Here is a 19,863-nt window from a genome sequence, read left to right on the forward strand (position 1 = left end):
GGTTACTTCGCGGATGCGGCGGATCACGTCCTGGGCCATCACGGGGGTGGCCTGGGTGTCGATGACCATCACGGCGTCATCGCCAATGATGATGCCGGTATTGGGGTCGCCTTCGGCGGTGTAGGCGTAGGCATGGTCGGAGAGCTTGTCGAAGCTGACGTTCTTGACTTCCAGGTCGGCTGCGGAGGCGAAGGTCTTGGTGGTCATGGGTGGTACTGGTTGATTTGGTTTAGTGGAATGCATTTGCCTAAACGGAATGTTTTGATCATAGGCAATAAATTCGTTAATGTCTAATTCATTTGTTTAAGTGGAAACCCCAGGGTGACAAGGATCGCTGCGGGCTCGATGGACAATGGCACCATGGACGACCTTTCCCGTGACCTTGCTTCTGCCGACGACGAAGACAGCCCGCGTGCGCCGCGCGGCATCCAGAGCGTGGAGGTGGGTGGGCAACTGCTCAAGGTGCTGGCCCGCACTGGCCGCCGCATGGCGCTCAAGGACCTGGCGCGTGCCGCCGACATGACGCCCGCCAAGGCCCACCCCTACCTCGTGAGCTTCGGCAAGCTGGGCCTGATCGAGCAGGACGCAGTGAGCGGCCACTATGGCCTGGGGCCGCTGGCCATGCAACTGGGATTGATCAGCCTGCAGCAGGTCGACCCGGTGCGGCTGGCGATTGCCGAGCTGCCGGCCCTGGCGCAGCGCATCGGCTACACGGTGTCGGCCTCGGTCTGGGGCGACAGCGGGCCCACCATCATCCGCGTCGAAGAAGGGCCCACGGCCGTCTACGTGGCCATGCGACACGGCACCACGGCATCGGTACGGCACACGGCCACGGGCAAGGTGTTTGCGGCTTTCGGCCCGCGCGAGCGTACCGAGGCAGCCCTGGCCGCCGATGGCCATGCCGGAGCGCTCGATGATCCGGCCTTCGCCGCGGAACTGGATGCGGTGCGCACCCACCAGGTGGCCGAGGTCACCGACCAGCTGCTGCCCGGCATCAGCGCCCTGGCCACGCCGGTCTTCGACGGCTTCGGCCAGCTCGTGCTGTGCCTGGCCGTGATCGGCCCGAGCGCCACGCTGCGCACCGGCCCGGACAGTGCCGCCGCAGGGCATCTGCGCGACACGGCGCGCAGCCTGTCGCAGAGGCTGGGCGCCCCCACCAGCGCTTAGGTTTTTGACAGCGCCTGGTCGATGTCCCAGAGGATGTCGTCCAGGTCCTCGATGCCTACCGACAGGCGCACCATGTCCGCGCTCACGCCGGCACGTGCCAGTTCTTCGTCGCTCAATTGCCGGTGCGTGGTGGATGCCGGGTGGATCACCAGGGTCTTGGCGTCGCCGATGTTGGCCAGGTGGCTCAGGAACTCGCAGGCATCGATGAACTTCTCGCCCGCCGCGGCGCCGCCCTTCACGCCGAAGGTCAGGATGCCCGAAGCGCCCGGTGTGCCGTCCACGGTGCGGAACTGCTTTTGTGCCAGGGCGTGGTACGGCGAGTCGGCCAGGCCCGGGTAGTTGACCCAGGCTACCTTGGCATGGCCCTGCAGAAACTTGGCCACCGCCAGCGTGTTGCGGCAGTGCTCGCGCATGCGCAGGTGCAATGTTTCGGCGCCCTGCAGCAGCTGCCAGGCGTTCATGGGCGAGAGCACGCCGCCGAAGGTGCGGTTGATCTCCATGCGCGCCTTCATGGTGTAGCCGAAGTCGCCGAAGGTCTCGTAGAACTTCACCCCATGGTAGGCCCGGCTGGGCTCGACCATCTCGGGGAACTTGCCGTTGTTCCAGGGGAACTTGCCGCCCTCGACCACCACGCCGCCCATGGTCGTGCCATGGCCGCCGATGTACTTGGTGGCGCTGTGCACCACGATGTCGGCGCCAAAGGCCAGCGGGTTGCACAGGTAGGGGCTGGCCACCGTGTTGTCGATCACCAGGGGCACGCCGTGCGCATGTGCGACCCCGGCCACGGCCGCGATGTCGAGCACATTGACCAGCGGGTTGCCGATGGTTTCGCCGTACACGGCGCGGGTGTTGGGGCGCATGGCGCGCGCGAAGTTCTCCGGGTCGGCCGGGTCCACGAACGTGGTCTCGATGCCCAGGCGCGCAAATCCCACGCCGAGCTGCCCCACTGTGCCGCCGTAGAGCGTACTGGCCGCCACGATGTGGTCGCCGGTCTTCAAAATGGCCAGCAGCGCCGCCATCTGCGCGGCCATGCCGCTGGCGCAGGCCAGGGCGGCGCGGCCGTTCTCCAGGCTGGCGATGCGTTCCTCGAACACCGCCACCGTGGGGTTGCTGATGCGGCTGTAGACATTGCCGAAGGTCTGCAGGTTGAACAGGCTGCTGGCGTGCTCGGCGCTGTCGAAGACGAAGCTCGTCGTCTGGTGGATGGGCGTGGCGCGCGCGCCGGTCACCGGGTCGGGGATGGCGCCCGCATGGATGGCGCGCGTGCCGAAGCCGTAGTCTCTGTCCTTTTCCATGGGCGGATGTCTCTCTGGTGTTCTTCTTGTCAGTAGGGCAGTTGCTGCGGACGCTTGGCAGAGATCACGCGCGTGTTCACACCGGCCCAGTTGAGCCCGCCGAACAGGCGCGCGTGCTCGATCTTCACGCAGCGGTCCATCACCACGGCCAGGCCTGCCGCGCGCGCACGCGCTGCCGCGTCTTCGTTCACGACGCCGAGCTGCAGCCACAGGCATTGGGCGCCGATGGCAATGGCTTCCTCGGCCAACGGCGGGATGTCCTCGCTCTTGCGAAAACAGTCGACCATGTCGATGCGGTGGTCTGCCGCCGCCGCCGTGAGGCTGGGATAGCTGCGCTCGCCCAGGATTTCGGTTGCCATGGGGTTCACCGGCACGATGCGGTAGCCATGGGCCTGCATGTACTTGGCCGCAAAGAAACTGGGCCGGTGCCATTGCGGCGACAGGCCCACGACCGCGATGGTGCGGCAGGTTCCGAGGATATGGCGCAGTTCGCTGATGGTGCTCATGCCACCAGTGTAGAGGCGCCGCTTGTCAGGCAGGATCTTTGTATTTGATGCTGCAGCCATAGGGCCGCGTAGTGGACGCGGTGAGCGACTTGCCCGCCAGTGCTTCCGCCAGCCCGGTCTTCACGTAGTTGGTGGCGCGCGGGATGTCGTCGGCCTTGGCGGAGGCGATGCTGTCGATGCCGCCGGCATAGATCAGCTGGCCCTGCGGGTTCACGATGTACATGTGCGGGGTGGTGCGCGCGCCATAGGCGCGGCCGGCCGTGCCTTCCTCGTCCATGAGGATGGCGGTGGGCACCGACTGGCGCTCCTTGAGCCAGCTGGTCAGCTTGGCCGGCTCCAGGTAGTCGCCGCTGGCTTTCTCGGTGGAGTTGACCGCGAGCCACACCACGTCCTTGCCGGCCGCGTCCTTCTGCGTCGCGGGCATGTTGCCACTGTCGTAGTGCTTGCGCACGAAGGGGCAACCGGGGTTGGTCCATTCGAGCACCACGTGCTTGCCCTTGAAGTCCGACAGGCGCACGGTCTTGCCCGTGGTGTCCTTCAGGGTGATGTCGGGAGCCGGCTGGCCCACGGTTGCGGCAGCCTGAGCGCCTGCGGCGGCCAGCAGCAGGGGCAGGGCGAAAAGGGTACGTCGAAGCAGCATGGATGAAAGATCTCCAGGTGAGGGACGGTGGTGGGGCAGTATGGGCGATGCGGCCCGGGATTTCCAGGCGGAGCCCCTGCCGACCGGCTGGTCTTACAGCGCCGCCACTGCGGCGCGCAGTTCCGCTTCGCCCAGGATCTCGGAAAACACCACGGGCGCCTTGCCGGGGGCGTGCAGCACGTACACCGGCACGCCGCTGCGGCCCAACTGGGCCAGGGCGGCGGTGATGGACGGGTCGCGGCGCGTCCAGTCGGCGCGCAGCAGGGCCACGTTCTTGGCGGTGAAGTCGGCCTGCACATCGGCGTCGGCCAGCGTGGTCTTCTTGTTGTACTGGCAGGTGACGCACCAGGCGGCCGTGAAGTCCACGAACACCGGCCGGCCGTTGGCGACGAGCTGCTCGGCCGCGCCCGGGGTCCAGGCCTGCCACTGCGGGCCGGTGGCGCCCGTCGTGGCAGTTGACGCGGGTGCGGCAGCCACGTTGGTGACGTGCGGAGCGAAGGTCCAGGCCAGCAGCGCCAGCGCCAGGATGGACACCGGTGCCATGAAACGGCGCGCCGAGCCCGCGAGCGACAGCGCCCAGGCCACCATCCCGAGGGCCACCAGCAGGATCAGCAGCGCGCCGGCGCCATCGATGCCGCTTTGTTGCCCCAGCACCCACACCAGCCAGACCACGGTGGCCAGCATGGGGAAGGCCATGAACTTGCGCAGCGTGTCCATCCACGCGCCGGGTCGCGGCAGGGCGCGCGCCACGGCAGGCACGAAGGCGGCGGCCAGGTAGGGCAGGGCCAGGCCCAGGCCCAGCGCTGCGAACACGGCCAGCGCCTGTGGCCCTGGCAGCGTGGCCGTGAGGCCCAGCGATGCACCCATGAACGGGGCGGTGCACGGCGAGGCCACGGCCACCGCGAGCACACCCGTGAGGAAGGAGTCGGCCACCGGGTGGCGCGCCTGCAGGCTGGCCACCGAGGAGGGCAGGAAGTGCCCGAACTCGAACACCCCCGCCAGGTTCAGCGCGATCAGCGTGAACAGCGCCGCCAGCCCCGCCACCACGGCCGGCGACTGCAGCTGAAAGCCCCAGCCGATGGCCTCGCCCGCCGCGCGCAGGCCCAGCATCAGCGCGCCGAGCGCCACGAAGGACAGCACCACGCCGGCCGTGTAGGCGATGCCGCTGAGCCGGTGCGCGCGCCGGTCCTGGGCATGCTGGGCAAAGCCCACGACCTTGATGGCCAGCACCGGGAAGACGCAGGGCATGAGGTTCAGGATCAGCCCGCCGAGCAATGCGCCCAGCAGTGCCGCCAGCAGCGTGAGCGGCGGGGCCGACGAGGTGGAAGCGGGGACGCCTGCCGCATTGGCCTTGAGCGCTGCCTCCAGCGCGGGCGACACGGTGGCCGCTGCGGCCACCGTGGGCCAGGCGCCCAGCACCTTGAGCTCTGCCCGGTAGCCCTGGCCATCGGCGGCCAGCACCACAGGCATCGGGTCGGGGCTGTTGCTGCGCTGGGCCGACAGAGGCACCTCGGCGGTCCAGACGGCGCCCCTCCAGGCCTGGGTCCAGGCGGCGGCGTTCTCGATGACCTCGGGCGTCTCGGGGAACAGCTCCAGCGTCTTGCCGCGCAGTTCCACGGGCAGGCCCTGCACGTTCAGCTGCAGCGTGTTGCCTTCGATGCGGGCATTGCTGTCGGGCCGCACGCCCTGCACGCTGCCCATCACCGGGCGGGGCTGGGCCGCCAGGGCGGCGTCGAACGCGGCGCCATGCATGGCCGTGGTGCTGCGTGCGGGGATGGTCAGCGTGAAGTCGCCCTCTTCAGGGATGCATTCCTTGCGGCACACCAGCCAGGTGGCGTGCAGGCGCACCGTGGCGTCGTTCGACAGCGCCTTGGGCGCGAAGGTGCTGGCCACGGTGACTGGCACAGGCAGCAGCACCGTGCCCTCGTAGCCGTAGTTGGCCAGGGTGCCGATGGGGATCTTCTTGGGCAGGGGCCAGGCGATCTCGCCCGCATCCAGCCCGGCCGGCAGGGTCCAGGCCATCTCGATGGGCAGGCCCGAATCGCCGGGGTTCTTCCAGTAGGTGTGCCATTCGGGCTGGTGCGTGATCTGCAGGCCCAGCCACAGCGGCTGGCCGGGCTCGACGCCCTGGGGTGCATGGGCGATCAGCTCCGCCCGCACATGGGGGGTGGTCACCACGGCGCTGGTGGCAGTGCCACCCTTGGCCGGCAACTGGGCCCAACTGCCCGCGCCAGCCAGCATGACTGCTATGAGAAAGATAGCTTTGGCGAGCAGGGAGGTCGGGCGGTAGGGCATGTTGCAGGGTGTGAGCGCCCAGAAGACCGTTTGGTTCCTGGGCGGGGAATAGGCCCCTTATTGTGTCGCCAGGGTCAGTTGCGCCTGGGGAGACCATTTCTCGGGCTGGGTTCCCGCGCGCGGCGCCGCCAGAAAGAGCCGTTCCACCGGCAGCTTCTGCGCCATCAGGTAGCTGCGCACTGCCTGGCCCCGCTGGGTGGCCAGCTCTTGCGCCATGGCCTCGGTGGCGGGCTGGTTGGCCAGCAGCAGGGCTTCCATTTCGGCCGGGGTCAGCTCGCGCGCCAGACCCACCAAGTTGCGCGGCTTGGGGATGTCGGCGCGGCGGTACACCTCCTTGAGCAGTGCGGGGTACTCGGCGGCCTGCACCGCTGCGGTGTCGGCCGGGCTGGCGCGGCGCTTTTCGGCCAGCACCAGTTGCTGCAGGTGCTCGCGCTGCAGGCCCTCGCGCTCGGCCTGCAGGCTGGCCTGGCCGGTCACGGTGATGCGCAGGTTGGGCCGGTCGTTCAGCGCCTTGACCACCTTGGCTAGGTTCTGCTGGGCCTCGGGGCTCAGGCTGGCGCTGCCGGGGGTGAAGGGCACGCTGCCCAGTTCGTCGCCGCCGCCCATGGCGCTGGCCAGCAGGCTGAAGGGCGAGATCAGGGCCTTGCCGATCAGGTTGACGATGATCTTCCAGATCACCGGGCCCACGCGGAACTCGGGGTCGTTGAGCGAGCCGCTGAGCGGCAGGTCCAGGTCGATCACGCCATTGCGGTCGGCCAGCAGCGCCACGGCCAGCTTCACCGGCAGGCTGTTGGGCGCGCCGGCCACGGGTTCGCCGAATGTCAGCTGGTTGAGCACCAGCCGGTTGCTGGCCGTGAGCTGGCCACTCGGGAGCACCTTGTAGGCCACGTCCACGCTGAGCTTGCCGCGCTCGATGCCATGCCCTGCGTATTTGACGGCATAGGGTGAGAGCGGCGGCAGCTCCAGGTCGCGCACCTTGCCCGCGATGTCCAGCGCCAATGGCTTGGCCAGCGGGTTGAGCTTGCCCGTGATCTCGAGCGAGGCCGTGCCCTCGGCCTTGCCGCGCAGCTCCAGGTCGGCCAGCACCGGCTCGCCGCCGGGCGCCGCAGTGGAAAAGGCGCTGAGCTTGCCCGTGAGCTCCGACAGGTCGGCCGAGTAGTTGGGCTTGATAAAGAAGTCCGAGAACAGCACCTTGCCGTTGACCAGGCTGACCGGGCCGAACTGCACCACCGGTGCCAGCGGGTCGGCCGGCGCTGCCGCCACGGCGGCGGACGCTGCGGACGCGGCAGGCGCCGTCGCGGGTGGCACCGACTTGGCGGCGCTGGCGGCATTGGCCGCCTGGGCCTCGGCCGGGGTCTTGGCGATGTCGCCCAGGTTGATGCGGCCGGCTTCGTTGATGGTGATGCGCGCGAAGAAATCGGCCAGGCTGGTCTCTTTCACTTCGAGCCGCGGCGCCGTGCCGGGTGCGGTGGCCAGGTCCAGGCCGCGCAGGTTCAGGCTCTTCCAGGCCAGCAGTTCCTCGCCGACCTGGGCCTCGGTCTTGGGGGTGGAGGCCAAGGTGCTGTTGGCCTGCAGGTCGTCCACGGCGGCATCGCCCGACAGGCGCAGGCTGGCGCCCTTGTCGCCCTGCGAAAAGGTCACCTGGCCCTTGAATCCTACGTCGGCGCGCAGCAGCTCGATGGCCAACTGGCTCGCCAGGTAGCCGTCGAGCGCGTGCAGCGGCAGGCGCGTGGCCTCGAGCCTGCCCTGCGTGGCCAGCGGCTGCAGCGCCAGCGTGCCCTGGTAGTCGAGCTTGCCGGGCGTGCCTTTGCCCGCAGCCACCTGGGCCGAAATCTTGAGCGCCTCGGGCTTGCTGCCGTCGGTCGCGAGGTTTTTGGCCGCAATCCCCAGGGCCGACAGCTCCAGCGCCACGGGGCGGGCCTGGGCGTTGTCGGCCAGCGCAATGGCACCGCCCTGCAGGCTGAAATCCGCCACGCGCAGCACCCACGCTGCAGCGGCGGGGGCGTTCGATGCCGGGGCGTTTTCTGGTGCCGGGGGCGTGGTGGCTGGCGCCTTCATCCAGCGCTCGAACATCCAGCGCCCGTCCGCACTGCGTTCCACCGTGGCCTTGGGCTGGGTCAGGGCCAGGCTCTCCAGCGTGGCGGTGCGGGTGTCCAATGGCACCTGCACGCCCTTCACTTCCAGCCGGCCCAGGCTGGCCAGCACGGTCTTGCCCTGGCGCAGGGCCAGTTGCTCCAGTGCGAGCACGCCGGCGGTGAGGGTGATGCCCGTGGGCGCCGCAGCACCTGGCTTCACGGACGATGCATCGGGCGCTGCCCACTGCACGCCGATGTCGGCGGTGAGCTGGCCCGACACGGCGGGCTCCAGTGCTTGCGCGAGGTAGGGGGTGGCCACCTGCAGCGCCAGTGCGGTCACAGTCGCCTGCACCTGCGCCTTCTGGTCCGTGGCCTCGCCCTTGAAGCCCAGGCTGCCATCCTGCAGCTTGAAGCCGCCCTCGAAGGCCACGGGGTGGGCCCACGGCAGGGCCAGGTCCCTGGCATCCAGCGTGAATTCGCGCGCCTCCAATGCGGCGGCGGGGCGGGTGGTCTGGTCGCCCCAGCGCAGCGTGCCGCCGCGCACCAGGGTGTGGGCGATCTCCACCGCCCAGGGCCTGGCGGCCGCGGGCTTGCCCGCAGCGGCCGAGGCTGGGCGAGACGCGGTGCTGGCAGCGCTGGCGGCAGGTGCCGTCGCAGCGGGCGGGCTCTCAGGCGCCAGTTGCGCCAGGTTGATCTGGCCCGCCGCATTGCGCGTGGCGTTGAGCACCGGGGCCGTGAGCTCCACCTGCGACAGGCGCACCACCTGGTCGAGCGGGCGCACGTCGGCCAGATCGATCTTCAGGCGCTCGTAGCTCAGCAGGTCCTGCCCCTGGCGGTCCGCCAGGCGCACGCCGCGCGCCTGCACGCTGCCGGTGAGCTTCACGGCCATCTTCGGGGCCTGCTCGAAGGCCACCTTCAGGTCCACGTCCAGCGTGGCGCCCTGCACCTTCACGGGCAGGCTGGCGGGCAGGTAGGCCAGGTAGGGGGCCAGGTCCACGCCGTCCCAGCGCACGCTGGCGTCGGTCTTGCCGGTCTGGGCGAACGGCGTGCCCTGTGCGGAAGAGTCGAAGCGGCTGCCGTTGAGGGTGAAGGCCAGGTGCGGCTCCACCTTCACCTCGCGCTGCGAGGGCAGGGTGCTGATGAAGGGCACCTTGAGCGCCAGGTCGCGCAGCGTGTGGTGCTTGCCCACGCTGCGGTCGTCGTAGTCGATGCTGCCGCCCACCAGCGCCAGGTTGTACAGCGCCAGGCGGGCGGGGCCCGTGTCCGGCTTGGGTTCGGCGGCTGGTGCCGTGACCTTGGCGATGATGTCGTCCACGTCGTAGCGGCCCCCGCCCAGGTGGGCGATGTGCAGCACGGGTGACTCCACGGTGAACTCGTCCACCACCGGCGCCAGGCGCAGCAGCGATTGCAGCTCGCCATCCACATGCACGCGGGCGATGGTGAGCTGGGGCTTGTCGCTGCCCTCGGCGCCCGCCACTGCGATGTCGCGCAGCGTGAGTTCCAGCGACCAGGGCTTGAAATCGATGGTGCCCACCGTCACGGCCCGGCCCAGTTGTTCGCTGGCCGCACGCTCCATTGGCCCCTTGAGCAGGGGCGGCACAGCCAGCCAGGCCAGCAGCCACAGGGCCAGCGAAGCCGCCAGGGCCACGGCGGCACGGCGCGCCCAGCGGTGCTGGCGCAGGGCTGCCAGGGAGGGGCGGGTCAGGGAAAAGCGCTTGGAAAGAGGCATGGAGGCAGCGGAAAACGTCGGGCGGTCAGGGGAGCAACGCCGCAAACGGGCGGCAAGCCGCCCAAGGTACCACCGCGCAGTACCGCGCGGTGTATCCAGAGGTGTGGTTGATGTTTGTTGACGTTCAGGCGGCGAAGCCCAGCACCACCCGCCGCGTGGTGGCGCTCTTCTTCTCGATCTTGGTCACCACGATGGCCCCGATCTCCGCAGTGTTGGCCACGTGCGTGCCGCCGCAGGGCTGCAGGTCGATCAGCGGGGCATCGCCCTCGCCGCCGATGCGGATGGTGCGGATGCGCCCCGAGCCGCGCGGCGGCTGCACGCTCATGCTCTTGACCAGGGCCGGGTTGGCGTCGAGTTCCTCGTCGCTGATCGAGGCCACGGTGAGCGGATGGCCCGCGGCCACCAGGGCGGCGATGCCGGTGGTCAGCGCGTCCTTGTCGAGCGGGTCGGTCATCGAGAAATCCAGGCGCGCGTACTCGGGCGTGATGGAGCAGCCGTTGACCAGCTGCGGCACCAGGTGGCACAGCAGGTGGGTGGTGGTGTGCAGGCGCATCAGGCGGTGGCGGCGCTCCCAGTCGATGCGGGCGGTCACCGGCGTGCCGACTTGCAACGCGGCCAGCTGCGCTTCATGGCCCGGGGCGGGCACGTGCACGATGTCGCTGGTGGGCTGGCCTTCGGCATCCTTGCCCTTGCGCGTGTCGGCCATGGCGATGGCCGTGCCGTCGGCCAGCAGCAGGTGGCCGCTGTCGCCGGCCTGGCCGCCGCCCAGGGGGTAGAACACCGTGCGGTCGAGCACGATGCCGGCGTCGGTGATGGCGGTGATGTGGGCGCTGCACTCGCGCAGGTAGCCATCTTCTCGGAACAGATCGTGGGTCATCCCTGCATGGTAGCGGCAGCGGGGTGCGGCTGCAGAGCGCTACCATCGAGGCATGAAACGCCGCACCGCCTTGATCGCCGCCCCCTTGGTCCTGGTCCCCGCCTTCGGCTGGGCCGATGAGCCCAAGGTGGCCGACCTGTCCGGCGCGCTGCGCTGGCTCGACCGGATGGAGGCGGCACCCCAGGCCCGCACCAATGGTGCCTGGCCCCTGGTGGCGGTGCTCGAACACCTGTCGCAGAGCATCGAGATGAGCATCGACGGCTTTCCGAAGGAGAACAGCGCCCTGTTCCAGCGCACGCTGGGCGCTGCCGCGTTCAGCTTCTTCGGCTGGCGCGGGCGCATGTCGCACGGCCTTGCCGAGCCCATTCCCGCGGCGCCAGCGCTCACCATGTCGGGCGAGTGGAAGCCAGCAGCCCAGCGCCTGCGGGCCGCGATTGCACGCTTCAACGCCCATTCGGGGGTGCTGCGCCACCACTTTGCGTATGGCGCGCTGGACAAAGTCGAGTTCGCACGTGCCCACACCTTTCACATCGCCAACCACCAGGACGAGATCATTCTGGGCTGAGGCCGCTACCATGGCGGCATGACCCAGCCACCGGTGCCTTCTTCTTCCCCATCTGCCACCACGCCTGCGCGCTGGTGGGCCGATCTCGGCACGCGCGATTTCGCACAGCGCAAGGCTTCGGGCCTGGCGGCGCAGACGGTCGCCGTGCTGCCCGTGGCCGCCATCGAGCAGCATGGGCCGCACCTGCCGCTGTCGGTGGACGCCACCTTGCTGCAGGGTGTGATCGACGCGGCGCTGCCGCTGCTGCCGGCCGAGCTGCCCGTGCTCTTTTTGCCGCCCCAGAACGTGGGGCTGAGCCCCGAGCACATCCGCTACCCCGGCACGCTCACGCTGTCGCCTGCCACCATCATCGCGCTGTGGACCGAGCTTGGTGAGTGCGTCGCACGCGCGGGTGTGAAGAAACTGCTGCTGTTCAACGGCCATGGCGGCCAGGTCAGCGTGATGGACATCGTGGCGCGCGAGCTGCGCACACGCTGCGACCTGCTGGTGTACAGCGCCAGCTGGTTCAGCCTGCCCCTGCCAGATGCGGTGGCCGGCCAGTTCAGTGCGGCAGAGCACCGCTTCGGCATCCACGCGGGCGAAATCGAGACCTCGATGATGCTGCACCTGGCGCCAGCCACGGTGCAGATGGCGCATGCGCAGGACTTTCGTTCCACCTCGCAGGACCGCTCGGAGCAGTACGCCATCCTGGGCAATGGCAAGAGCGCCAAGCTCGGCTGGCAGATGCAGGACTACCACCCGGCCGGTGCCGTGGGCAATGCCGCAGCCGCCAGCGCCGACAAAGGCCGCACCGTGGTGGAGGCGGCGGCCACCCAGCTCGTGGCACTGCTGCAGGAAATGGCGGCATTGCCGCTGAGCACCTTGCGTGACCAGCCCGATTGTTGAGGCCGGTCGCCACGCTTTGCACGGCCTTTTGCGTTCATTGAATGACCATGATCAGACCTGCCACGTTCCCCGGCGATCTTCCTGAAGTCATCGCGATTTTTCGCGAGTACGTCAAAAGCCCGGTGGCCAATCTCGATTTTCAGGACTACGAGCGAGAGTTCGCACAACTGCCGGGAAAGTATGCCGAGCCCGACGGGTGCATTCTTCTGGCCGTCATCGAGGGCCAAGTGGTGGGGTGCGCCGCCCTTCGCCGGGTCGATCAAAGCGCCTGTGAACTCAAGCGCCTGTACGTGCGGCCCGCAGCCCGGGGGATGGACCTGGGGCGTCAATTGGTGCAGCAGATGCTGCACGCCGCAAAAGAAGCGGGCTATCGGCGCATGTGCCTGGATGTGCTGGCGGAATTCGTCGCGGCCCAAAGGCTGTACGAATCGCTGGGGTTTGTGCCTGCAGAGCCCGTGAGCTTCAACCCGGTTCCGGGAACCCGGTTTCTCGCACTCGATCTGTAGGCGAGCCCGCTGGCCTGCCGCCGGTCAGGCGTGGGTGATCCAGTCCAGGTGCGGCGCTTCGTTCAAGTGCGGCAGCGTGTTGAAGGTCTGCAGCATCAGGCGCTTGGGGCTGATGCTGAACTCCGTCAGCGCGCTGTTGCGGATGCGCATGTTCAGCGCAATCGTCACCTCGGGCGCGGTGCCCAGCACCTGGCCCACGGCGGTGGAGATGGGGCCACCGCTGCTCACCAGCAGCACGTTCTGGCCGGTGTGGCGCTGGCGCACATGGTCGAGCGCGGCGCGCACGCCGGCACTGAACTCGTTCCACGTCGGCATGCCCTGCGGGCTGATGACGCCCGCCATCCACTGCGCGAGTGCATCGCACAGCAGGCGAAAGTGGTGGCGGTACAGCTCGGGCGTATCCGGCTTGGGCAGCGGCTGGGGGTGGATGGCGGTGATCAGCGCATGGCTGTCGTACTCGTTGAGGCCGGGCATCTGCAGCACCTCGGGCGTGACCTGCAGGCCCTCGGCGATGCCTTCCAGCGTCTGCGTGTGGCGGCGCAAGGTGCCGGTGATCACGGCATCGAAGGCCTGCCCGCGCTCGCGCCAGAATTCGCCCAGGCGCACCGCCTGTTCGCGTCCGCGCGCGCTCAGCTGGTCGTAGTCGTCTGCGCCAAACGAGGCCTGGCCGTGGCGCACGAGGTAAAGGGTTCCCATGCGCCGGATTGTGGGCAGGGGCGGGCCCGGTCGTTTGTCGCCCAAGCGACCGGAACCACGCAGCCAGTAGCCTCGGGGACAGGCTCCGCCCGGCCGGTCAGCCTGCCAGGACGCGGCTGAACACCGGCGCGTCGACGTTGCCGCCCGTGAGTGCCAGGCCCACAGCGAGGCCACTCAAACTGTCGCGTTCCTGCATCGCAGCCGCCAGTGCGGCGGCGCCCGCGCCCTCGGCCACGTTGTGGGTGTCGGTGTAGATTGCATGCATGGCGGCAGCCACCTCTGCGTCGCTGACCTGCACGATGTGGTCGATGTGCGTTGCAAGCACGGCCAGCGCATTCGCATCGGCCACGCGGCAGGCCATGCCGTCGGCCAGTTCGGTGGTCACGGGTGCCTCGACCACGCGGCCCGCCGCCAGGGAATCGGCATAGGTGGTGGCATGGGCACTCACCACGCCGACGATGCGCACGCCGTGCCCCAGCGCCAGCTTGGCCGCAATGGCCGAGCACGCGCCCGATCCCTGGCCGATGGGCACGTAGACCACGCCCAGCTGCGGCACCGCACGCAGGAACTCCCACCAGTAGGTGCTCACGCCGCGCAGCAGGTCGGCGTGGAAGCTGGGCACCATGTGCGCGCCGCGCTCGGCGGCCAGTTGCACGGCGTGCTCGCGCGCTTCCTGGAAGTCGCTGCCGTGCTCGATCAGCGTGACGCCCAGAGCGCGCATGGCGGCGTTCTTCTCCACTGAGTTGCCCCGGGGCACAACGATGGTGCAGGCCACGCCGTGGTTGCGCGCAGCCCAGCCCATGCTCTGGCCGTGGTTGCCGCGCGTGGCGCTGACCACTTCGCGCGGCAGCGCGCCTCGCTTGGCGAGCTGGTCGAAATAGGTGAGCCCGCCGCGGATCTTGAAGGCCCCCACGGGCGTGTGATTCTCGTGCTTGAGCCAGCAGTCCGTGCCCAGGCGTTCGCTGAGCAGGGCCCAGCGGTACTGCGGCGTGGGTGGGAAGTCGCGGTACACGACCTGGGCAGCAGCCTCGATGTCGGCCAGGCCCGGCAGCCAGGGGAGGGTGGTGGCAGGCAGGGCGCTCATGCGGCAGGCCTCTTTTCGGTCAGCAGGCGCACGGCCAGCAGGCCCAGCACTGTGCCCATCACATAGCGCTGGGCGCGCATCCAGCCTTGGCTGCGGTTCATGAACAGGGCCACGCGGGCGGCAAACAGCACCAGCAGTGCATTCACCAGCGCACTGGTGCTGATCTGCACGGCGCCCAGGGTAAGGCTCTGCAATAGCCAGTTGCCGCGCTCGGGGTGCAGGAACTGCGGGAAGAACGACAGGTAGAACATGGCCACCTTGGGGTTGAGCAAATTGGTCATGAAGCCCATGAGGAACAGCTTGCGCGGCGTGTCGTGCGGCAAGTCGCGCGCCTCGAACGGGGCGGTGCCGCCGGGCTTCACGGCCTGCCAGGCCAGCCACAGCAGGTAGGCGGCGCCCGCGATGCGGATCGCGTCGAAGGCCATGGGCACGGCGGCCAGCAGGGCGGTGAGGCCGAGCGATGCTGCCAGCAGGTGCACGCCGAAACCGGCGATCACGCCACCGAGCGATAGCAGCCCGGCACGCGGGCCCTGGGTGAGGCTGCGCGAGATGCAATAGACCATGTTGGGCCCGGGCGTGAGCACAAGCAAGAGGGGAGGCGAACGCGAAGATCAGCAGTTCCTGGGGGGTGAGCATGGTGGGTTACTCCGGTGAGGGCGGGGGTGGCAGGGCGCGCGACTGCAGGGCCAGAGCGCCGCGCGGGGTGAGCAACTGCGCGTGCAGCTGGGCCAAGGGGCCCTCCGTGGGCATGGCCACGTCGCGCAGGCCCGCGGCATCGCAGGCCGCGCGCAGGGCGCGGGCGTCGGGGTGCTGCAGTTGCAGGGATTGCAATTGCACGCCGCTGGCGGGCAGGTGGTCGCAGGGGTGCACGGCGCCCCATTCGATCAGCGTGGGCAGGCAGCCGTCCCACAGGCGCTGGCCATCGGGCCGCACGGTGATCTGCCACTGCAGCATGCCCTGCGGCGTGGGGCGGCTGGCGGTGATGGCGCGGCCCCGGTCCACGCCCAGGCTGTCGAGCGCGGCCAGGCTGGTGGCCACGTCGGGCACCGAGGCCACCCAGTGGATGAGTTGAGGGCCGTACTCGGCCACCTGCTGCTGCAGCGCAACGTCGTCCATGTCGAACCAGCGCCGGTCGCCATCGGGGATGGTCTTCTTGCCTGCAGGGTTGATCGCGATGATCTCCAGGTAAGCGCGCGGATGGGCTGGACTGGAGACATTCAGCAAGCGGTTGTGCGTGCCCATCAACGGGTGCTCGCCGCCCGCAGCGGGGGTGACGCCGAGCGTGCGCTCGCACCACTCCACGCCCGTCGCCAGGTCGCGGGCCAGCACCACCAGGTGGTCGATGCAGGCCGGGGCCTGGCCCGTCACAGCAGCACCTCGCCCTGCACGCAGGTGACCGAATGGCCGCCGATCCAGATCTCGCTGCCTTCCTGGTCCACGTGCACGCGGCCGGCGCGTGCCAGGGCCGTGCCCTGGCTGGCCACATAGTGCGCGGGCGCCAGACCTGCGCCGATGAGCCACTGGGCCAGCGCCGCGTTCAGGCTGCCGGTCACCGGGTCTTCGGCCAGGCCGTTGTTGCCTGGGAAGAAGGCGCGCACTTCGAAGGCGATGTCCTCGCGGACGGTGTCGGCCCCGATCACACCGACCTTGCCGCGCGGGCCCACCACGCCGATGTCCAGGCCCGCGAGGATGGCGGCATCGGGCTGCAGGGCCAGCACCTGTTCGGCCGATTTCAGCATCACGCCGCGCCACTTGGGGCCGTTGTCGCACCAAGAGTGGTGCAGGATGTCCGCGCGCTCCACGCCCAGGCCGCGTGCGATGAGGGCCACGTCGGCCTCGTCCAGCGGGCCGCTTTGCAGGCGGGGCGGGGCTGCAAAGGCCAGTCGAGTGCCGTCCTGGCGCAGCGGCACCAGGCCGGCGCCGCATTCCTGCACCACGCGGCCTGGCGTCTGCGGCTTGCCGCCAGCACCCAGCCAGGCGTGGCAACTGCCCAGCGTGGGGTGGCCAGCAAACGGCAGCTCGCGCCCGGGGCAGAAGATGCGCACGCGGTAGTCGGCGCCTGCCGCCCGGCCTTCGGGCGTGGGCGGCAGCAGGAAGGTGGCCTCGGACAGGTTGGTCCAGTTGGTGAACTCCTGCATGGCCTCGGTGGAGATGCCTTCGCCGTCGAGCACCACGGCCAGCGGGTTGCCGCGGTAGGCCTCGGCGGTGAAGACGTCGACTTGCTGGAAGGGGCGCAGTTTCATGGGGTGCCTGTCAGGTAGGAGGTGGATGGGATGGATGAAATGGATGCGGTTGCGGGGAGCAGGCACGCCGGGGGCGGCCCTGGGAGCCGAAGCGGGTGCGGCGGGCGGGGTTCAGCCGCTGGCGTGGATGGGGATGCGGGGCGGTTTCACAGCAGCACCGTGCCTTCGATGCAGGTGACGGAGCGCCCGCCCACCCACACCTGGTGGTCGTCCTGGCGGATGTGCACGCGCCCTGCGCGGCCCAGGCATTCGCCCTGTGCCACCTGGTAGTGATGTGGCGCCAGGCCTTCGGCGATCAGCCATTCGGCCAGGCTGGCGTTGAGGCTGCCGGTCACCGGATCTTCGCGGTTGCCCATGGGGGCGGCAAAGGCGCGCACCACCACCCCCGGACGGCTGGTGTCGCTGGCATGTGGGCCCACATGCACCACGCCCACCGACTGGCCCAGGTCCATCAGGCGCGCATGGTCGGGTTGCAGGCCGAGCACGGTGTCGGCGCTGTCGAGCAGCATGCCCAGCCACACCGGCCCGTTGTCGAGCAGCTGCGTGCCCAGGATCTGCGCCGGGCGCACCCCGAGGGCACTGGCGATCAGCGGCACCAGCGCCGGGCTGGGCGCACTGCGCTTGAGCGGCGGGGCGGCAAAGGCCAGGGTGTGGTCCTCGCGGCGGATGCGCACCAGGCCGAGGGCGCATTCCTGCACCACCAGGCCTTCCTGGCGTGGCTGGTGGCCGGCCTGCAGCCAGGCGTGGCAGGTGCCCAGCGTGGGGTGGCCGGCAAAGGGCAGCTCGCCCTGCGGGCTGAAGATGCGCAGGCGGTAGTCGGCGCCCCCCGCGCGCCCTGCTTCGGTGGGCGGCAGCAGGAAGGTGGTCTCGGACAGGTTCATCCACGCGGCGAAGCGGCGCATGTCCGCATCGCCCAGGTCTTCGGCCTCCAACACCACGGCCACGGGGTTGCCGTCGCCGGGGTGGTCGCTGAAGACATCAATCTGCTTGAAGGGGCGTGGATGCATGGTGCGGTCTTGCGGGCGGATGGTCCCGTCAGGATAACGCCTGGTCGAGCACGCCGCGCGCACCGGTGCGTGAACTCACCGCCTGGTACCAGCGCTCCAGGTGCGGCCGGGCCGCCCTCTCCTGGGGCAGGCCCCACCAGCGGTGGATCTCGCAGCCCACCGGGATGTCGGCCATGGTGAAGCGCTCGCCTGCCAGGAAGGGTTGGCGCGCCAGGCGCGCATCCAGCAGGTCCAGCAGCGGCTCGGTGGCCGCCACCGATGCGGCGATCAGCGCATCGTTGCGTTGCGCGGCCGGCGTGCGTATCCACTGGATGAAGGCATCGCGACCCGCCGGGTTCAGCGTGGTCTGCTGCCAGTCCATCCACTGCTCGGCCGCAAAGCGCGTGGCGAGGTCCTCGGGGTAGAGCTCGCCCGGCGCGTGCCGGGCACACAGGTAGCGCACGATGGGGTTCGACTCCCACAGCACCACGCCCGTGTCCTCGTCCTCGACCAGCGGCACCAGGCCATTGGGATTGAGGCCCAGGTAGTGCGCTTCGCGCACGATGCCGAACTGTCCGCCGGCATCGGTGCGCTGCAGGCTGATGCCGAGCTCCTGCGCGGCCCACACGACCTTGCGTACGTTGATGGACGACAGCCGTCCCCAGAGGCGCAGCACGGTGCTCAGCCCGGTGCCCGGTGGTCGCGGATGGCCGCTGCCAGCGCCGCGATGCCGGTGGCGATCTGCTCGGCCGTGGAGGTCACGAACGACAGGCGCAGCGTGCGGTGGTCGGCATCGTCGGCGTAGAAAGCGGCGCCGGGCACGAAGGCCACGTTGCGCTCCACGGCCTTGGGCAGCAGTTCGATGGCGCTCATGCCTTCGGGCAGGCGCACCCACAGGAACATGCCGCCGTCCGGCTTGTTCCATTCGACGGACAGACCCTGCATCTCCTTGTCCAGTGCGGTCAGCATCGCATCGCGCTGCTGCTTGTAGAGCGCGCGGATGGTGGGCACGTGGCGCTCCAGGAAGCCGCCCTTCATCACCTCGGCCACCATGCGCTGGTTGTAGCCGGGGGTGTGCAGGTCGGCTGCCTGCTTGGCCTGCAGCAGCTTGGGGTAGACGGCCTTGGGAGCCACCAGGTAACCCAGGCGCAGGCCGGGGGCCAGCACCTTGGAGAAGGAGCCCATGTAGATGCAGCCCTCAGGGTTGCGCGCGGTCAGCGGTGCGGGCGGCGGGCCGTCGAACCACAGGTCGCCGTAGGGGTTGTCCTCCACCAGCGGCAGGTTCAGCTCGGCGGCCTTGGCCACCAGTTCGGCACGGCGCGCATCGCTCATGGTGCGGCCCGTGGGGTTCTGGAAATTGGGCAGCACGTACAGAAAGCGCGCCTTGTCGGCGCCCGTGCCGACCTTGGCCACCAGGTCGTCGATGCGCACGCCCTGCTCGTCACTGGCCACGGCCACCACCTTGGGCTCCATGGGCGTGAAGGCCTGGATGGCGCCCAGGTAGGTCGGCGTTTCCACCAGCACACGGCTGTCGGTGTCGATCAGTACCTTGGCGATCAGGTCCAGCCCCTGCTGCGAGCCAGTGGTGATCAGCACCTGGTCCGGGTCCACTTCCCAGGGCAGGAAGGCGGCGATGGCTTCGCGCAGCGGGGCGAAGCCCTCGCTCGATGCGTACTGCAGTGCCGAGGGACCGTCGTTGGCCAGCACGGCGGCCGAGGCGGCGGCGAAGGCTTCGACCGGGAAGGTCTTGGGCGAGGGCAGGCCGCCCGCCAGGCTGATGATGCCAGGCTTTTCCGTGACCTTGAGGATCTCGCGGATGACCGAGGGGTTCATGCGCTCGGCGCGGCGCGCCAGGGTCCAGGTGTTGCTGGTGTGGGGAAGGTCGTTCAGTTTCACTCTCGTTCTCCTGCGGGTGGTCCCTAAGACCTCCCATGTTGCAAAGTCATCAGAAAAAATGGTATGTCTGGGCGCCCTGGTAGCTTCAGTCCACGATGAACAGCGTGGCGCCCAAGGGGGCGGTGGAGCGGTGCGGTTCCGCATTGTCCGCCACCTGGTAGCTCATGCCTGCAGTGAGGGTGAACTGGCGCCCATCCTGCAGCTCCGTGTGCAACTCGCCGGCCAGGCACAGCAGCACGTGGCCCTTGGTGCACCAGTGGTCCGACACATAGCCGGGGGTGTACTCCACCTTGCGCACGCGCAGGTCGCCATACTGCAGCGTCTGCCAGAAGGCCTGGCCGGCCTGGGCGCTCTTCTCGACACGCTCGACCGTGTTCCAGTCGGTGGCGGCGAAGGGGATGTCGTTCATTTGCATTGG

18 protein-coding genes and 2 pseudogenes are annotated in these 19,863 nt (G+C 69.3%); 4 read left to right on the forward strand and 16 right to left on the reverse strand.

Annotated elements, in window-relative coordinates; all coding sequences use genetic code 11:
* Positions 1 to 207, reverse strand: a pseudogene (locus tag ASE31_RS32755) (MBL fold metallo-hydrolase); the annotation flags it as partial.
* Between the two features lie 153 nt (positions 208 to 360).
* Between ASE31_RS32755 and ASE31_RS22660 the strand changes: the two are divergent.
* Positions 361 to 1,167: an IclR family transcriptional regulator gene (locus ASE31_RS22660; protein ID WP_082604317.1), complete on the forward strand. Its 807-nt coding sequence runs from the start codon at positions 361 to 363 to the stop codon at positions 1,165 to 1,167.
* On the opposite strand, the gene ASE31_RS22665 is transcribed toward ASE31_RS22660, so the two are convergent.
* From ASE31_RS22665 to ASE31_RS22690, 6 genes are all read right to left on the reverse strand, one after another.
* Positions 1,164 to 2,462 carry an O-acetylhomoserine aminocarboxypropyltransferase/cysteine synthase family protein gene (locus tag ASE31_RS22665; protein WP_057204055.1) on the reverse strand — a complete coding sequence of 433 codons (1,299 nt, stop codon included), beginning with the start codon at positions 2,460 to 2,462 and terminating at the stop codon, positions 1,164 to 1,166. The two genes, ASE31_RS22660 and ASE31_RS22665, sit on opposite strands and share 4 nt — an antisense overlap.
* Before the next feature lie 29 nt (positions 2,463 to 2,491).
* Entirely contained in the window at positions 2,492 to 2,968 is a 477-nt protein-coding gene (locus tag ASE31_RS22670; RefSeq protein WP_057204056.1) for a CoA-binding protein, read from the reverse strand.
* Between the two features lie 25 nt (positions 2,969 to 2,993).
* The gene (locus tag ASE31_RS22675; protein ID WP_057204057.1) at positions 2,994 to 3,608 is read right to left on the reverse strand and encodes a thioredoxin family protein; all 615 of its coding nucleotides are present in this window, start codon (positions 3,606 to 3,608) and stop codon (positions 2,994 to 2,996) included.
* 93 nt (positions 3,609 to 3,701) lie between these two features.
* Entirely contained in the window at positions 3,702 to 5,903 is a 2,202-nt protein-coding gene (locus tag ASE31_RS22680) for a protein-disulfide reductase DsbD (RefSeq protein ID WP_057204058.1), read from the reverse strand.
* A gap of 57 nt (positions 5,904 to 5,960) precedes the next feature.
* Positions 5,961 to 9,707, reverse strand: a complete 3,747-nt coding sequence (locus ASE31_RS22685) for a DUF748 domain-containing protein (RefSeq protein WP_057204059.1) — start codon at positions 9,705 to 9,707, stop codon at positions 5,961 to 5,963.
* A 124-nt stretch (positions 9,708 to 9,831) separates the two neighbouring features.
* Positions 9,832 to 10,584 carry an alanyl-tRNA editing protein gene (locus ASE31_RS22690; RefSeq protein WP_057204060.1) on the reverse strand — a complete coding sequence of 251 codons (753 nt, stop codon included), beginning with the start codon at positions 10,582 to 10,584 and terminating at the stop codon, positions 9,832 to 9,834.
* 52 nt (positions 10,585 to 10,636) lie between these two features.
* Here ASE31_RS22690 and ASE31_RS22695 point away from each other — a divergent pair, with 52 nt between their 5' ends.
* The 3 genes from ASE31_RS22695 to ASE31_RS22705 are packed head-to-tail and all read left to right on the forward strand — an operon-like array spanning position 10,637 to position 12,540.
* The gene (locus tag ASE31_RS22695) at positions 10,637 to 11,149 is read left to right on the forward strand and encodes a DUF1569 domain-containing protein (RefSeq protein ID WP_057204061.1); all 513 of its coding nucleotides are present in this window, start codon (positions 10,637 to 10,639) and stop codon (positions 11,147 to 11,149) included.
* Positions 11,150 to 11,167: 18 nt separating this feature from the next.
* Complete coding sequence (locus ASE31_RS22700; RefSeq protein ID WP_057204062.1) at positions 11,168 to 12,034, forward strand: creatininase family protein; 867 nt, start codon at positions 11,168 to 11,170, stop codon at positions 12,032 to 12,034.
* Positions 12,035 to 12,075: 41 nt separating this feature from the next.
* Positions 12,076 to 12,540 carry a GNAT family N-acetyltransferase gene (locus ASE31_RS22705; RefSeq protein WP_057204063.1) on the forward strand — a complete coding sequence of 155 codons (465 nt, stop codon included), beginning with the start codon at positions 12,076 to 12,078 and terminating at the stop codon, positions 12,538 to 12,540.
* 24 nt (positions 12,541 to 12,564) lie between these two features.
* On the opposite strand, the gene ASE31_RS22710 is transcribed toward ASE31_RS22705, so the two are convergent.
* The 9 genes and pseudogenes from ASE31_RS22710 to ASE31_RS22750 all read right to left on the reverse strand — a co-directional run bounded on the left by ASE31_RS22710 (position 12,565) and on the right by ASE31_RS22750 (position 19,860).
* Positions 12,565 to 13,236, reverse strand: coding sequence for a histidine phosphatase family protein (locus ASE31_RS22710; protein ID WP_057204064.1), 672 nt, complete (start codon positions 13,234 to 13,236; stop codon positions 12,565 to 12,567).
* Between the two features lie 97 nt (positions 13,237 to 13,333).
* Positions 13,334 to 14,320, reverse strand: coding sequence for a threonine dehydratase (locus ASE31_RS22715; protein ID WP_057204065.1), 987 nt, complete (start codon positions 14,318 to 14,320; stop codon positions 13,334 to 13,336).
* Positions 14,317 to 14,956, reverse strand: a pseudogene (locus ASE31_RS22720) (LysE family translocator). Before ASE31_RS22720 ends, ASE31_RS22715 begins: the two are co-directional and overlap by 4 nt.
* A 6-nt stretch (positions 14,957 to 14,962) precedes the next feature.
* Positions 14,963 to 15,688 carry a VOC family protein gene (locus ASE31_RS22725; protein ID WP_057204066.1) on the reverse strand — a complete coding sequence of 242 codons (726 nt, stop codon included), beginning with the start codon at positions 15,686 to 15,688 and terminating at the stop codon, positions 14,963 to 14,965.
* A complete protein-coding gene (locus ASE31_RS22730) occupies positions 15,685 to 16,563 on the reverse strand; it encodes a PhzF family phenazine biosynthesis protein (RefSeq protein WP_057204067.1) in 879 nt (292 codons plus the stop codon). Before ASE31_RS22730 ends, ASE31_RS22725 begins: the two co-directional genes overlap by 4 nt.
* A gap of 146 nt (positions 16,564 to 16,709) precedes the next feature.
* Complete coding sequence (locus ASE31_RS22735) at positions 16,710 to 17,570, reverse strand: PhzF family phenazine biosynthesis protein (protein ID WP_057204068.1); 861 nt, start codon at positions 17,568 to 17,570, stop codon at positions 16,710 to 16,712.
* A gap of 28 nt (positions 17,571 to 17,598) precedes the next feature.
* A complete protein-coding gene (locus ASE31_RS22740; RefSeq protein WP_057204069.1) occupies positions 17,599 to 18,225 on the reverse strand; it encodes a glutathione S-transferase in 627 nt (208 codons plus the stop codon).
* Positions 18,226 to 18,230: 5 nt separating this feature from the next.
* Positions 18,231 to 19,445, reverse strand: coding sequence for a PLP-dependent aminotransferase family protein (locus ASE31_RS22745; RefSeq protein ID WP_200961154.1), 1,215 nt, complete (start codon positions 19,443 to 19,445; stop codon positions 18,231 to 18,233).
* Between the two features lie 85 nt (positions 19,446 to 19,530).
* Positions 19,531 to 19,860 carry a DHCW motif cupin fold protein gene (locus ASE31_RS22750; RefSeq protein ID WP_057204070.1) on the reverse strand — a complete coding sequence of 110 codons (330 nt, stop codon included), beginning with the start codon at positions 19,858 to 19,860 and terminating at the stop codon, positions 19,531 to 19,533.
* Positions 19,861 to 19,863 lie beyond the last annotated feature (3 nt).

The organism is Acidovorax sp. Root217, from assembly GCF_001428645.1.
GTDB lineage: Bacteria > Pseudomonadota > Gammaproteobacteria > Burkholderiales > Burkholderiaceae_C > Acidovorax.

Excerpts from the sequence above, each read along its gene's own strand:
- ASE31_RS22660 (WP_082604317.1), top strand. The coding sequence starts at position 361 with ATGGACGACCTTTCCCGTGACCTTGCTTCTGCCGACGACGAAGACAGC.
- ASE31_RS22665 (WP_057204055.1), bottom strand. The coding sequence starts at position 2,462 with ATGGAAAAGGACAGAGACTACGGCTTCGGCACGCGCGCCATCCATGCG.
- ASE31_RS22670 (WP_057204056.1), bottom strand. The coding sequence starts at position 2,968 with ATGAGCACCATCAGCGAACTGCGCCATATCCTCGGAACCTGCCGCACC.
- ASE31_RS22675 (WP_057204057.1), bottom strand. The coding sequence starts at position 3,608 with ATGCTGCTTCGACGTACCCTTTTCGCCCTGCCCCTGCTGCTGGCCGCC.
- ASE31_RS22680 (WP_057204058.1), bottom strand. The coding sequence starts at position 5,903 with ATGCCCTACCGCCCGACCTCCCTGCTCGCCAAAGCTATCTTTCTCATA.
- ASE31_RS22685 (WP_057204059.1), bottom strand. The coding sequence starts at position 9,707 with ATGCCTCTTTCCAAGCGCTTTTCCCTGACCCGCCCCTCCCTGGCAGCC.
- ASE31_RS22690 (WP_057204060.1), bottom strand. The coding sequence starts at position 10,584 with ATGACCCACGATCTGTTCCGAGAAGATGGCTACCTGCGCGAGTGCAGC.
- ASE31_RS22695 (WP_057204061.1), top strand. The coding sequence starts at position 10,637 with ATGAAACGCCGCACCGCCTTGATCGCCGCCCCCTTGGTCCTGGTCCCC.
- ASE31_RS22700 (WP_057204062.1), top strand. The coding sequence starts at position 11,168 with ATGACCCAGCCACCGGTGCCTTCTTCTTCCCCATCTGCCACCACGCCT.
- ASE31_RS22705 (WP_057204063.1), top strand. The coding sequence starts at position 12,076 with ATGACCATGATCAGACCTGCCACGTTCCCCGGCGATCTTCCTGAAGTC.
- ASE31_RS22710 (WP_057204064.1), bottom strand. The coding sequence starts at position 13,236 with ATGGGAACCCTTTACCTCGTGCGCCACGGCCAGGCCTCGTTTGGCGCA.
- ASE31_RS22715 (WP_057204065.1), bottom strand. The coding sequence starts at position 14,320 with ATGAGCGCCCTGCCTGCCACCACCCTCCCCTGGCTGCCGGGCCTGGCC.
- ASE31_RS22730 (WP_057204067.1), bottom strand. The coding sequence starts at position 16,563 with ATGAAACTGCGCCCCTTCCAGCAAGTCGACGTCTTCACCGCCGAGGCC.
- ASE31_RS22735 (WP_057204068.1), bottom strand. The coding sequence starts at position 17,570 with ATGCATCCACGCCCCTTCAAGCAGATTGATGTCTTCAGCGACCACCCC.
- ASE31_RS22750 (WP_057204070.1), bottom strand. The coding sequence starts at position 19,860 with ATGCAAATGAACGACATCCCCTTCGCCGCCACCGACTGGAACACGGTC.